Annotated in this window: 12 protein-coding genes; all 12 read right to left on the bottom strand. The window is 39.9% G+C overall.

Features of this window, described 5'->3' with window-relative positions; translation table 11 throughout:
• Positions 1-12: 12 nt before the first annotated feature.
• Entirely contained in the window at positions 13-1,434 is a 1,422-nt protein-coding gene (ftsZ, locus tag A3G9_RS0102030; protein ID WP_002821354.1) for a cell division protein FtsZ, read from the bottom strand.
• A 14-nt stretch (positions 1,435-1,448) separates the two neighbouring features.
• Complete coding sequence (gene ftsA, locus A3G9_RS0102025; protein WP_026163825.1) at positions 1,449-2,780, bottom strand: cell division protein FtsA; 1,332 nt, start codon at positions 2,778-2,780, stop codon at positions 1,449-1,451.
• 115 nt (positions 2,781-2,895) lie between these two features.
• A complete protein-coding gene (locus A3G9_RS0102020) occupies positions 2,896-3,714 on the bottom strand; it encodes a cell division protein FtsQ/DivIB (protein WP_026163824.1) in 819 nt (272 codons plus the stop codon).
• Between the two features lie 22 nt (positions 3,715-3,736).
• Entirely contained in the window at positions 3,737-4,858 is a 1,122-nt protein-coding gene (murG, locus tag A3G9_RS0102015) for an undecaprenyldiphospho-muramoylpentapeptide beta-N-acetylglucosaminyltransferase (RefSeq protein ID WP_002817653.1), read from the bottom strand.
• Positions 4,855-6,171, bottom strand: coding sequence for a UDP-N-acetylmuramoyl-L-alanine--D-glutamate ligase (gene murD / locus A3G9_RS0102010; RefSeq protein ID WP_002821357.1), 1,317 nt, complete (start codon positions 6,169-6,171; stop codon positions 4,855-4,857). The genes murG and murD overlap by 4 nt, the downstream gene beginning before the upstream one ends.
• Positions 6,159-7,136 (bottom strand): phospho-N-acetylmuramoyl-pentapeptide-transferase, encoded by a 978-nt coding sequence (locus tag A3G9_RS0102005; protein ID WP_002821358.1) that lies wholly within the window; start codon positions 7,134-7,136, stop codon positions 6,159-6,161. Before A3G9_RS0102005 ends, murD begins: the two co-directional genes overlap by 13 nt.
• Positions 7,133-9,271: a penicillin-binding protein gene (locus A3G9_RS0102000; protein WP_002821359.1), complete on the bottom strand. Its 2,139-nt coding sequence runs from the start codon at positions 9,269-9,271 to the stop codon at positions 7,133-7,135. Before A3G9_RS0102000 ends, A3G9_RS0102005 begins: the two co-directional genes overlap by 4 nt.
• Positions 9,271-9,645 (bottom strand): cell division protein FtsL, encoded by a 375-nt coding sequence (gene ftsL2, locus A3G9_RS0101995; protein ID WP_002821360.1) that lies wholly within the window; start codon positions 9,643-9,645, stop codon positions 9,271-9,273. Before ftsL2 ends, A3G9_RS0102000 begins: the two co-directional genes overlap by 1 nt.
• Entirely contained in the window at positions 9,645-10,589 is a 945-nt protein-coding gene (gene rsmH / locus A3G9_RS0101990; protein WP_002821361.1) for a 16S rRNA (cytosine(1402)-N(4))-methyltransferase RsmH, read from the bottom strand. The genes ftsL2 and rsmH overlap by 1 nt, the downstream gene beginning before the upstream one ends.
• Positions 10,586-11,017 carry a division/cell wall cluster transcriptional repressor MraZ gene (mraZ, locus tag A3G9_RS0101985; RefSeq protein WP_002821362.1) on the bottom strand — a complete coding sequence of 144 codons (432 nt, stop codon included), beginning with the start codon at positions 11,015-11,017 and terminating at the stop codon, positions 10,586-10,588. The genes rsmH and mraZ overlap by 4 nt, the downstream gene beginning before the upstream one ends.
• A 118-nt stretch (positions 11,018-11,135) precedes the next feature.
• Positions 11,136-11,450, bottom strand: coding sequence for a hypothetical protein (locus tag A3G9_RS0101980; protein WP_002818999.1), 315 nt, complete (start codon positions 11,448-11,450; stop codon positions 11,136-11,138).
• A gap of 136 nt (positions 11,451-11,586) precedes the next feature.
• On the bottom strand, positions 11,587-13,950 hold the full coding sequence (locus A3G9_RS0101975; RefSeq protein ID WP_002817658.1) for an FtsK/SpoIIIE family DNA translocase: 2,364 nt from the start codon (positions 13,948-13,950) through the stop codon (positions 11,587-11,589).
• Between the last annotated feature and the right edge of the window lie 28 nt (positions 13,951-13,978).

The following is a 13,978-nucleotide window of genomic DNA, read 5'->3' as shown; positions in this document are numbered from 1 at the left end:
CTAAAAAACTATTTAGTGACGCTTAAAAAATGAAGGTCTTGAAGATGAATCATCATCACTAGACGGATCACTTGATTGATTAAATGAAGAACTTTGCTGTGACTGATTATTGCTGAACTGTTGATCATTATTAAAAGGTGAATTATTCGATTGGGAAGATTGATTACGTCCCCGATGAACCGTGTTTAATTGCCAATCTTCAAAAAGCTTTCCGGAACTCTGCTTTTGTTCGGGTTGAGCAAGCGATGATTTTGGTGCTGCAGATGAATTAGGTACAACTTTGTTATTTCCAGTAACAGGATCAACCGTTACATTTGGAATATCGTCAAAAACAGAACCTTTTTTGTTAGTTTGATCAGAACTCGAAGAAGACTGTTCTGCTAGGGTATCAACCGTAAAAACATCAGTTGAGTCGGGTCCATCCTGGCTTTGGCCCGGAGCCTGATTGATATGAGTTGCAACAACCGTTACACGCACTTCATCTTCAAGCTTATCGTCGACAGAAGTTCCAAAGACAATGTTGACATCCTGCCCAGCAGCTTGAGTAACAACATCAGCAGCCGTCTGCGCTTCATACAGGGACATATCTGCTGAACCGGTTACACTCAAGATCACATCGGAAGCACCCTTTAAGTCGACTTCCAGCAATGGAGATGCAATAGCAGCTTTGGTTGCCTCGGCTGCTCGGTTTTCTCCTGTAGCAGAACCGATTCCCATCAAAGCCATCCCGCCATTAGTCATAATTGTTTTAACATCCGCAAAGTCCAAATTAATGATGCCGGGCTTTGTGATCAAATCAGAAATTCCCCGAACACCCTGTAGGAGAGTATTATCGGCAGCTCTAAAGGAATCAGCCAAAGAAGCTTTTCGATCCATAATCTCAAGCAGGCGATTATTTGAAACAACAACCAGAGTATCGACGTTTTCCTTTAACTTGGCAATTCCTTCGGCAGCAAAACGAGCTCTTTTTGGTCCTTCAAAATTAAACGGACGAGTAACAACGCCAACCGTTAAAGCCCCAACTTCTCTAGCAATCCGAGCAATAACCGGTGCAGCACCATTTCCGGTTCCGCCACCCATTCCGGCAGTAACAAAAACCAAATCAGCTCCCTGCAATACTTCCTGAATTGATTGCTGAGATTCCTCACCAGCTTTCTCACCAACTTCAGGTGTCGATCCGGCACCAAGGCCGCGAGTCAATTTAGGTCCCAATTGTAATTTGTTCGGAGCTTTCGAAGCACTCAAAGCCTGCATATCGGTATTGGCGACAATAAATTGCACACCTTCAATGCCCTCCTCAATCATGCGGTCAATCGCATTTGATCCGCCGCCGCCGACACCGATAACCTTAATATTGGCGCCATAACCCGACTGAGCTGCAGGCATCACAAGATCGTTATTATTATTTTCTGTTGCTTTTTTTCTAGCTACCATTTTTACCTCTTATTCTATTCGAACATCTGCGAGTAATATTCTTTTATTTTATCAAGAAAACTTGGCTTTTTATCGGCTTTTTTGCCGCGATTGGGATTTCTTGCTTTCTGGTTTTTTACTCCAGAATTCGTGTCAACAAAATTCGCGCTTGGAGAAACCAGGGCTAGATTAAGTGTACGCTTTGCTAGCCAGTCTGTCATTGATTGATTGGCAACATAATTAGCTACCGACAGAGCGTTAACAAACGAAGGATGTCTTAATCCGATTTCTTGCGGAACAAAGACCAGAACATCTTTATTAAAACGTTTATTGAACAAATCATCAATCCCGGCCAAAGCCGCCCCGCCTCCGGTCAGGATCATTTTTCTTGGAACGGCCATTGACTGTAATTGATTTAAATGTGCATATAATTCTGAAGAGATTTCCTCCAAACGGGCGCCAATAATCTGTGATAAATACGTTACTGGGACATTTTGAACCTGCCCGGTTCCAGCCCGATTTAATTCAATCACGCGAGTACTATTAAGTTTCAGAGGATCTGCATAACCAAAATCTCTTTTAATTTGTTCAGCCTGATCAAAGTTGATGCTAATCTGATTTTGCTGATCCAAAACAACTCGGATATCGGAAGTAATATAGGCACCTCCTTGTTGAATATTGGCAATAAATTGAAGCTGATGTCCTTGAACAATTGAAGCAGTTGTCTGTGATGCTCCAAGGTCGACAATAATGCTGCCCTCGTTTTGCTCGCTTTCGGAAAGAATCAAGCCGCTTTCGGAAATCGGTGAAAGAATTAATTCCGAAACATTCAATTGAGCTTGTTTAACAGCTGTTTTCAGGTTTTCAATAATAGTTTTAGGACCAACAAAAGCTTGGGCATTGACTTCTAGAATAACACCAACCATATCCAATGGATTAGGAACCTGTCCAAAACCATCAATTACAAATTCTTCCGGCACAATATCAACAACTTCTTGATTAGGTGGAAGTTTTGCGGTCGAAATCGCCTGTCTAAAAGCATTGATAACGTCATCTTCCGTGATTCGCTTGTCATTACGGGCAACATTCACCGAACCATGTAAATGGAGCATCGAAATTTGAATTGCCGGTATCGAAATGGTAACGTCGTTGATTACTATATTGGCTTTGCTTTGAGCCTGGGAAATCGCCTGGGAAATCGCCTGACTGGCAGCAGCAATATCAACGACCATTCCATGCTTGACACCCCTGCTCGGTGTTTCGCCAACAGCAACAATTCCGTATCGCTGATTAGGAGTCTTTTTAATGACTACACATTTAATTTTATCTGAGCCGACATCTAAGCCGACTATCACATCATTATTCATATCCAACAAATACAAATTTAACAGTGATTGGCTACAGATTAAAGCTGTTTAAAATCATCTTAATTTTCAAACATTTGTTCGCCACTTTTAAAGAGAAAAAAAGGTCTTTTTTAATCTATTTTGAACTATTGCTGCTTTTTGAACTTGATTTACTTTTATCGGAACTCAAAGAACTGAGCAAATTATCATCAGAGTTCTCGAATTTACGCGCATAACCACCGTACTGAAGATCGATTACTCCATTTTTAATTCCTTTTTCCTCCATTGTAGCAACCATCTTTGGATATAAATCCATTCGTTTGGCCAGGGATGAAGGATTAGCGTATACCAAATTTCCATCATTCATAACCAAAGCAAGACGGTTGGGAGAACTTTTAACCGGTGAATATATAATTTGTGCAACTGCCAATCTCATGACTTTATCCATTGATAAATAGGCTGTGATCGTCTTTTTTAAAATTTTCGAACCATTTTTAAAGTCTGTATAAACCGGTGTTTTCCCGTCAGGCTGGATACTCTTACTGCTTAAATGGGCATTTTGATCCATTCGGTACCATTTTTGCTTGATCTGAACAAATCCGGCCGTCAAATTTTCGTTAACACGAATAATGGCTGTGCCATTTTTGGAAAGTCGCAGACTAAGCGATCGAATCATTGAATCATTTTTAATTCTTCGATTGATTGTTTGCCCCTGGCCAGCCCACCGCCAATAGGGATCACCAACTTTTAAATCGACTTTCTTTAAGACCTGCCGGTAATCCATCTGGAAAGTATAAACTTTCGTTTCTTTAATATCCTGCCAGGGACGTAAAAAAAACAGCATTTGTAAAAAAAGAGCAAATAAAATCGCTGCAGTAAAAAACAATCCAATTCTATTAAAAACTGGATTATTCGAAGTGGAAACGGTCTTTTTCCCATCGGAAGAGAAACGCACTATCGGCCACTTGGAATTATTTTTATTTCGTTGTTTCTTGCTTACGCTCATTAATAACTTGCACTAATAATTTATATAATTTATCGGCAGCATCCGGATGGCCAAGTTTTTTTGCAGCTTGCGCCATCGACTCTAATTTACTTTTATGGCTCAAAAGTTCACTCAAATCATGATAAAGCATCGCCGAAGAGAGGTCGCTTTCCAAAATAACTTCCGCCGCACCGCGTTCTTCTAATTGGCGAGCATTTTTTTCTTGATGATTAGCTGTAACGTTTGGCGAAGGAATCAAGATCGAAGGAATCCCTAATGCAGTGATTTCGGCTAAAGTCGTTGCTCCCGATCTGCTAATCAAAAGATCGATTTTCGGCAACACATCGTCCATATTATCCAAATAAGGCAAAACAACAAAATTAGAGCTGTTAATTTTCAAATCGGCCAATTGGTTGCTGACGGAATCAAAATATTTTCTCCCGGTCACAAAGATAGCCTGAAATTTCTTCTGTTCGGAAAAACGATTGGCAAAATTAACAACTGCGGAATTTAGTTTCAAGGCTCCGCCAGATCCGCCAAAAATCAAAACCGTCGGAAGTTTTGGATCCAAATCAAATTCCGTTAGACTAAAATCGCCTTTTTTCTCAAAAACCTGCTGGCCGCGAGGGTTTCCGGTTAAAACAACCTTGTCTTTTGGAAACTGATTGGCAGCATGCGGAAAACTGATTGCAATCCGATCAGCACCCCGACTAAGAAACTTGTTGGTAACTCCCGCAATCGAATTCTGTTCATTGATCACAGTTGGAATCCGGAGTCTTTGAGCAGCATACAAAACAGCTCCGCTAACATAACCGCCGGTCCCAAGCACGATATCCGGTTTAAAATCGTGAATAATATGTTTGGATTTTTTGACAGCCTTAATAAACAAATCAACCGTCTTAAAATTGGTTAAAGAAAGCGAACGGGAAAATCCCTGGACATGCAGCTGTTTGAAATCCAATCCAGTCTTTGGAACAATTGACCCCTCTAATCCACGAAAAGAGCCAATATAAAGAACTTTTGAATCAGGCTCGTGTTTTAAAAGCGATTCAACCAAAGCCAACGCTGGATAAATATGGCCACCAGTTCCTCCACCGGAAACTATTATTCTCATGACCAGCCCTCCCGATTTTTGATCATTTTTTTAAACTCCTCTCCCCGAATCTCGAAATTAGGAAACTGATCCCAACTGGCAGCAGCTGGGCTGAAAAGCAATACTTGGCCAGGCCTGCTAAGCTCTTTTGCCTTGGCAACAGCCTCCTTTAAAGTATCGACAACAACGGTCTGCTTAATGCCAGCCTTTTCGCCAGCGCTTTGTAATTTATTTTTGGTTTGGCCATAAGTGATCAAACTGACAACATTTTTGAAATTAGGCACCAAACGATTCAAATCATCGCCGCGATCAAGTCCGCCGGCAATTAAAGTGATCGGTTCTTTGAAGCTTGCCAAAGCTTTTTGCGTAGCCTCGATATCGGTCGCCTTAGAATCGTTGTAAACAGTTCGTTCTTTAATTACTCCGACCGCTTCCAAGCGATGTTCAAGACCTTTAAATGAAGTGAGAACTTTCTCAATCGCCCGGTTTGAAACTCCAAATATCTTCGCTGCCGTAACAGCCGCTAGAATATTTTCCAAATTATGTTCACCAACCAGAACAACCTTCGAAAGGTCGATTATTTTTTCATCATCGAAATAAATTGTTCCATCATTAACATATGTATTGACAGAAGTGTTTGTCGGAGAAAAGTAATAATCATCTGCCTGAGAACGTTTTGCAAAATCCTTGGAGTCGATCGAAGAATCGTTTAAAACCAGATAATCATCCTTTGTTTGGTGCTGAGTGATCGAAAACTTGGCCCGAAGATAGTTTTCCCTAGTATGATGAAAATCAATATGCGAAGAAAAAAGATTCGTTATAACGGCTATTTTCGGCTTAATATTCTGAGCTCCCAACAATTGAAAACTAGATAATTCAAGCATCAAAACTCTTGGCTGACTGTCGGATAACATTAATTCGCTTACTGGAATTCCAATATTTCCACCGACTTTTACGTCGACATTATCGGCTTTAAGCATTTTCCCAATTAAAGTAGTAGTAGTCGTTTTACCATTCGAACCGGTAACAGCAAGGACTTCTCCTTTGAACTGATCAAGTGCGACCTGAACTTCCGTAATTACAGGTATATTTAAATTCAGAGCTTTTTTAATGATTTCTTTTTCGTAGCGAATGCCTGGATTTTTAACCAATAAATCAAAACTTTCATCTATATCATCAACAAAATTAACATCATCAAAAAGATCGGTTGGTTCTTCGTCGGCTGTTACATACACGTTCGCTCCAATTTTTTTTAAAAGCTGATAAACAGCCTTTCCGGAACGGGCCCAGCCGTAAACCAATACTTTTTTATTCTGATAATTCATTTGATCCATACAAATACTCCAATCACGGTAATTATAAGCTGAATAGTCCAAAACAAGCTATCGATTTTCCATTCGCTCCAACCGGCCCTTTGAAAACTATGTTGTAAAGGGGCAACCGGAAAAACCCGAACGTGAAAGAAATGATAAACAAGAACTTGAATCATAACCGAAATGGTATCAAGCGCCAATATCAGTCCAAACCATAAAAGACTCCAGGGATGTTGCAAAAAAATCGCATTGATAGCCATTCCGGCTCCAAGTGCCATACTTCCACAATCACCCATGAAAATCTTTGCTTTTGGTCGATTGAAAATAAAATAAGCCAGCAAAGAGCCAACAACAGAAAAATCGAAAATAACCATTAGATTCTGATTTTCTTTAATCCCAATAATTCCATAACCGGCAAAAATCAGTAAAGCGATTCCGGCCAAAAGACCATCAATTCCATCAACAAAATTAGCCGCATTGCTCCAACCGACAAACCAAACCAAATAAAAAATGAACTGTACCAAAAAATAGAGAGGCAACGCTCTAAAAAAAGGAAAAGTCAATTTGTCGGGAATATGAACTGCCACCAATATAATTGTGATCAAAGCGGCCGAAATAATTTGGGCAATTAATTTTGGAATAAATCGAAAGCCCTCGTCACGATGATAAAAGACTTTCAAGGCATCATCGATTAAACCGATTAATCCAAAGGACAGAAAACTGACAATAAAAAAGATTATATTCAGCGAATCCAGACGAAAAAGAAACATCACGATCAAAGTCGCAAAAAGAGAACTCAAAATGAAAGTGACTCCTCCCATTGAAGGAGTGCCGTTTTTCCCGGAAGTATCAACTCCAAAACCATGTTTGCCGCTTCTCTCAACTCCAACTTCCCCGCGACTGGTTAAATATCCAATCAGAAAAGGAATGGCCGCGAAAGCTATTAGAAAACCAATCAGCAAGGCGGAAAATATTTGAAAAATCATTGTAATTTTACCCCCAAATTTTCTCCCTTTTTTATAGTACTCTTAGCGCTAATACTCTGCGAAACAACCTTACCGGCTCCAGAATAAGAAAGCTTGATTCCAGTTAAACTGGCAAAGGTCGAAACATCTGAGATCGACCATCCATTCATGTTCGGCATGATAACATCGCCGGATGTTTTGACAAAAATCTTTTGGCCACTAACAATCTTTGTATCGGCACTAATCGATTGTGAAGTGATTTTTTTTGAGCTGTCTCCGATGATAATCGGATTTAAACCGGCATTCTTTAGAGTAGATTCTACTCCAGAAGCAATTTTTCCTTGTAAATCGGGAACTGTAGCATTTTTAACTTTAACATTACTATTTGCCTTTGCAGCATTCAGAGCAGACAAAATTAGTGGATGAAAAACCGTGTTGATCGTAGTATCAGCCAGACCGCCGATGAACTTCTCCGGTTCTCTTAAGTACATGTAAAAGATGAACTTAGGATGTTTTGCCGGCACCAAAACCTCAACCGAATGAGTTGACTCGTCATAATTGTCAGTGTACTTACCATTGATTGCAATCTGAGCGGTTCCGGTTTTAGCAGCGATCTGGTAACCTTCTTTTGCAAGCGAATACGTCTTTGCGGTTCCGTCGGATAAATTAACAACATCGATCATATCTTTTCTGACCTGTTCGGCAGTCGATTTTTTCATCGTACGGGAAAGAAACTTTTTTTTATTTTTATACACGACTTTATTTGTATCAGGGTTAACAACTTTTGATACAAGATAGGGTCTAATTTCTCGTCCATTATTGGCCACGGCCGTCAGGGCTTGAACGATCTGCATTGGCGTTACATCGATACCTTGTCCAAATGCTGTATCCGCCTGTTCAATCGGTTCATTGAAAACAATTGATCCGGCCGATTCGTTTGGAAGCATTGTTTTAGTCGCTTTAAGAAAACGGAATTTGTTGATATACTTTCGCCAAATCGTTGGGCCCATGCTGATTTCCGTTTTTGCAAACGCAACATTGGATGACCTTGCGAATCCTTCCCGATAGGTGAGGACTCCCATGTTATCTTCAGCATCGTAAACTTTTTGGCTGCCAATACTCAGCTCGCCTGATTTGAAAGTCGCAGTCGGATTCCAATGGCCAGTATCGATTGCAGCCGACAAAGTGAAGACCTTCATTGTCGATCCCGGTTCGATTGGATCCTGGACGAGCAAATTATCCCACATATTGCTAAGACCTTTTTTTGTAGAAGCGTTGAATGTCGGCCTTTGTGTTGCTGCCAAAATTGCTCCGGTTTTGGCATTTACCAACATAGCCGTCATTGCTTTTGGCTTGGTCACCTTATAGACATGACTCATTAAACTTTCCAATTGGTACTGGAGATTGTAATTCAGAGTTAAATAAACATCATCGCCATCTTTGACCTTTTTATTCGTCGAAGAAGTCAAAGGAACACCAGTAGCGGTTTCCTGAACGGTTTTAACACCGCTTTTTCCAGCCAGATATTTATTCATGGATTCCTCAATCCCCATAATTCCGGTCATTTTAGAATTGCTTTTAGTACTTGTCAAACCAACGATTTGCGAAGCAAAAACTCCATTTGGGTAAAGACGGGAAGCGTTTGTCGTGAATTTTAAGCCGGGAAGTTTTGCAGCCACAATTTTATCGTGTTGAGAAATACTTAGATTTTGGCCGGCAGAACCGAACTCGACTTGAAAAGTACCTTTTTTGGCATTCAAACGCTTTAAAATATCACTTTCTTTCATGTCAATTACTTTTGCTAAAAACTTCGCAGTCTTTTTCTTGTTAACGACGTACAAAGCTTTGCCATTGGATTTATAGCTTTTATCAACGATGGCATAAAGATTATATGTAGTTGTATTTTCAGCCAGCACCTGACCGGTCGAATCGAAGATTCCCCCTCTTTTCGCCTGAACCGTCTGATTGGACACAAAATGTTTTAATTCGCTTTCCGATAATTTACGACCCTTAACAGTTCTGGTAGCTGAAACATAAATAAAATGAATCGCTAGAGCCAACAAAATAACCGAAATGGTAAAGAAAATCATCATTCCGGCTCTTTTGCTCCGATTAATTGGACTTGTTTTTGAAGTTTTACGCTTTTTCTTTTCCACTATTTATCAATATTTTGTACGTTTTCCGAATTCATTGTCATACCATTCTTTTTTGCAAAACTTTTTAAGGCAGACAAACTGGTCATTTGAGTAATTTTTTGTTTTGATTTGTCATTTTCACTTTTTAATTTGGTGATTTGGCTGCTGGCCGTTTCCAGTTGATTATTAACGCTGGTAGTTGCATTGGAAAGAAGAAGGCTGGCAAACATCACTGCTCCGACAAGTGCCGAGATTATAAATACAAAAATATAATCATTCAAAGACCAGCGAGCCTTTTTAAAAGTCTGCTGCTTGGTTTTTGGCGGAACTACCGTTAAGGACGGACGATCGTCTTTTAATTTTCGATATGTAATTGACGGTGTATTTTGTGCCATTAGTTTTTCTCCAAAACTCGAAGTTTAGCGCTGTGAGCGCGATGGTTTTCTTCTATTTCTTCTACGGAAGGTATAATCGGATGTTTTGTCAGCAACTTGAATTCTTCTTGAATAAACTTATCCGGTACTGGAAGTTTGCTTGGAAGTTGGTTTTTGGTTGCCAATTGATTGAAAAAATGTTTAACAATCCGATCTTCCAGTGATTGAAAAGTAATTACCGAAATTCTGCCTCCACTGTTAAGCAATTGACTGGCCTGTTTGAGAGCTTCTTGTAAAACATTCAATTCATCATTGACAGCAATTCTAATTGCTTGAAAAGTTTTTTTAGCCGGGTGGCCTTTTTTATGCAGAATTTTGTCGGGCAAAGCTTCTTTAATCGTTTCGACGAGTTCTTCGGTGGTTATGATTGGTTGAACTTCTCTTCGTTTGATAATTTTTCTCGCGATTGAACTCGCAAATTTTTCTTCACCATAGCGATTAATAATTGAAGCAAGATCTTTATATTCCCAAGTATTAACAATTTGATAGGCATCAAGGCTTTGACTTTGATCCATCCGCATATCCAGACGGGCATCGCTACGATAACTAAAACCGCGTTTTTCATCATCGAACTGAGGGGAACTGACACCAAGATCAAATACAATACCATCTATCGCAAAAACCTTCAGTAAATTTAATTCCTTGATTAGATTCTGAAAATTTGAATGAATCAAACTAAGGCGCCCTTCAGATATCTCTTTTGAAAAACGCTTTTTATTGAAATCAATCGCGTTTTCATCTTGATCGAAGCTGTAAACATGTCCGTGAAGTGCTTTCTTCAGCAACAAATCAGTATGGCCTCCGCCTCCAAGCGTCGCATCGACATAAATTCCATTAGTTTTTACGGCCAGATTTTCTACTGCCTGTCGCAGAAAAACTGTAACGTGTCCATAATCTGCGGTCATAGGTCGAAGTCCGTTAATTCCTCGGCAATCTGATCAAAATTCTCGGCCGTACCAGCTGTATATTCTTCCCAGTTGTCCTTGCTCCAAATTTCAAAACCATTGCCTGAACCGGTAATTACGACGTTTTTCTTCAGCTGCGCGTGTTCTTTCAATACCGTAGGAATAATTATTCTTCCCTGCTTGTCAAAATCTGATTCAATTGCCCCAGCGAGCACGAAGCGACGAAAAGCGCGGGCATCTTTGGCCCCAAAAGGAAGTTTATTCAATTTTTCTTCAAATTTATCCCATTCGTCTTTAGGAAAAGCGAATAAGGAGTGTTCCATCCAACGAGTGACGACAAAGGTATCACCCAATTGATTTCTAAACTTAGCCGGGATGATTAAACGGGACTTGTCGTCCAGCGTATGTTGATACTCGCCCATAAACATGCGTCTAATCCTCCTTTCAAGCTCATTCATAAATTTACCACTTTCCCCCACTTTTTTCCACTTATTCACCACTTATCCACAGAAAAAAGCAATAAAAAACCGGTTCCTTAGAACCGGTTCAGTGTTTGATAAAGAATATGTATACGATAAGCGCAGCTAATTCGATTAATAGAAGTACGCCGGTTAAATTAATAAACCAAAGCCAAAAAGCCTTTAAGCTATGTTGGTCGTCCGATTTGAAGATCAGTAAAGTTACAATTAACAGCCAGATCAGCAACCAAAAAGAAATTGCAATATATTGAAAGTTAAAAGCCAGGTAACGATCGATTAAAACAATTACAAGAAAAAAATCAGCTGGAATCAGCCAATCCCAGAACGGCATATCGCTAATCTGGTATTGCTTTGCAAAAAATTGCAAAGCAAACCAAGACAATATCGAGATGCACCAGAAAAATATAGACAAGTAAAACATCATTTATTAGGATACGTTAAAAAAAGAAATCATGCTAATTAGGATTGGAAATAATTAAAAATAAAAGCAGATCCGTAAATAGATCTGCTTGCTTAATTCAATCATTGTTTTTCTTATCAGAAACCAAAACTTCTCGTGGCCGGCTTCCATCTTGCGGGCCAACAATTCCAGCGGCTTCCAAATCGTCAATAATGCGAGCAGCCCGGTTATAACCAATCCGAAAACGACGCTGCAATAAACTAGTCGAAGCTTTTTTCTGCTGAATAACAAAATCGGATGCCTCGTTGAATAAATCATCCACTGGTTCCCCGTTCGCCCCAGTTTCTTCACTTGAATTATCGCCCAATTCACCGTCTTCTACCAACATGCTCGAAGCATATTGAGCCGACGATTCTTCTCGGATATAGTTGGTAATAGTTTCGACATCCCGGTCCGGAATAAAAGCCCCTTGAATTCGTATAGGTTCTTTGCCAACAGGCGCAAAAAGCATATCTCCCTTTCCGAGCAATTTTTCGGCTCCATTTTGGTCGAGAATCGTGCGACTGTCGATCCCTGAAGAAACGGCAAAGGCAATTCTCGAAGGAACATTTGCTTTAATCAAACCGGTAATGACGTCGACTGAGGGACGTTGAGTAGCCAAAATCAAATGGACACCGGCTGCTCGCCCCATTTGAGCAATACGCACAATTGCCGTTTCAACATCACTTTTGGCCGTCATCATCAGATCAGCCAGCTCGTCAACAATAATGACGATATAGGGCATTTTCGGCATTGCATGCCCTTTTATTTTATTGTAGTCGAGTACTTTTTTATTCCAGCCGTCAATATTCCGCACCCCGTGATCGGCAAATAATTCATAACGCCTTTCCATTTCTTTCACGGCTTTTTGTAAACCGCGTGCGGCCTTTCGCGGTTCGGAAATCACCGGTGCCAATAAATGCGGTAAGTCGTTATACATTGACAACTCGACTCTTTTCGGATCGACCATCATTAACTTGACTTCATTTGGTTTTAAGCGCATCAAAAGCGAGCTGATAATTCCATTAATCGCGACTGATTTTCCTGAACCGGTTGCTCCGGCGATTAAAAGATGTGGCATTGCCGATAAATCAGCAGAAACAACGTCATTATTAACATCGCGTCCAAGAGGAACAGTCAACGGATGTTTTGGATTAAACTGCGAATGTTCGATAATATCCGAGAAACCAACCGTTGCTTGAACTTCATTGGGCACCTCGACTCCCACGAATGGTTTTCCCGGAATCGGTGCTTCGATACGAATTGATTTGGCTGATAAAGCCAATGCGAGATCATCGGCTCGGTTGGCAATCGTTGAAACCTTAACACCGCGGGCCGGCTTTAACTCATATTGAGTGACAGTTGGTCCCAAACTAACCGAACTTACTTCCGTCTCGATATTGAAGGATTTTAAAGTATCGCGAACAATCTGGGATTTTTTCGTTAACTGCTTGTACTCACTGGTTTGATCAACGATTTGGATATGCGATAAAACCGAAAATGGAGGTATTTTATAATCTGGATTATCAACAGTTTCAATTGAATCGATAACCTGATCATCGCCGATTTCCTTAGAAATATTATCGTCAAAATCAGTTGGGGCGTTCGAGGGATTGGCAATTCCTGAATTTTGAGTTGAGTTATTTAAGGAATTATCAGTAGCGAAATTTGTACTCTGACGAGTACCTCGATCAACATCGTTTCCACTATCAACTTGATTCCAACGAATCTTTGGTTGAACCTCTTCCGTCCTTGTCGCCACATTGGAAACCGGTCTGCTTTCTTCTTTTGAATCATCGCCCTGAAAATATTTCTTTAAGAAATTATTAGATTGAGGATCCTTGACTTTATTTGCTCGATTGTCCTTAATTTTTGATACTTTCTCCCGACAGAATTGAGTCGTTTTGGAGATTGAAGATAGAACTGACTTGTCTAATAATCGAAAAATCCCAAAGACAGCAGACAAAATCGAAACAATCCAAACACCAACATTGGAGATCATTTGAGAAAGGGACAAATACAGCAGAGCACCAATTAGACCACCTCCAACATTTGTTTGAGAACGATTATGGCTCATATCGTTGGCAGTAACTTTAAATAATTGCCTTAAAAGATTGCTGCCACTTTTCAGATCGGCAGCAAAAAACAATGAACTAATCGCCAGAAAAGGCAATGCCAAGAAAATGATTCCGACAATAATTCTTGTTGGAATCTTCGGCAGTTTTTTGTACAGGAGCCAGTAGTTCAAAAAGAAAGCGATCAATAAAATAAAAATCACAAAAAAATTACCAAAAACATATTTATAAATATTGGCAAAAAAATTGCCAACAATTCCCAAACGGAAAATTCCCAAAACAAAGAGAGCGTCGATAACCAATATCAAAATAGTTTTTGAATTTATTTTTTGTGTTTTTTTAGTTTTTCTTCTACGTCGTGTTGCCATTTATCCAGCATTAAGTCTATAAAAAAAA

Origin of the sequence: Oenococcus oeni DSM 20252 = AWRIB129, assembly GCF_000372485.1 — a bacterium.
Taxonomy (GTDB): domain Bacteria; phylum Bacillota; class Bacilli; order Lactobacillales; family Lactobacillaceae; genus Oenococcus; species Oenococcus oeni.
The sequence above is the reverse complement of the archived record's forward strand: the minus strand, read 5'-3'. Positions and strand labels throughout refer to the sequence as shown.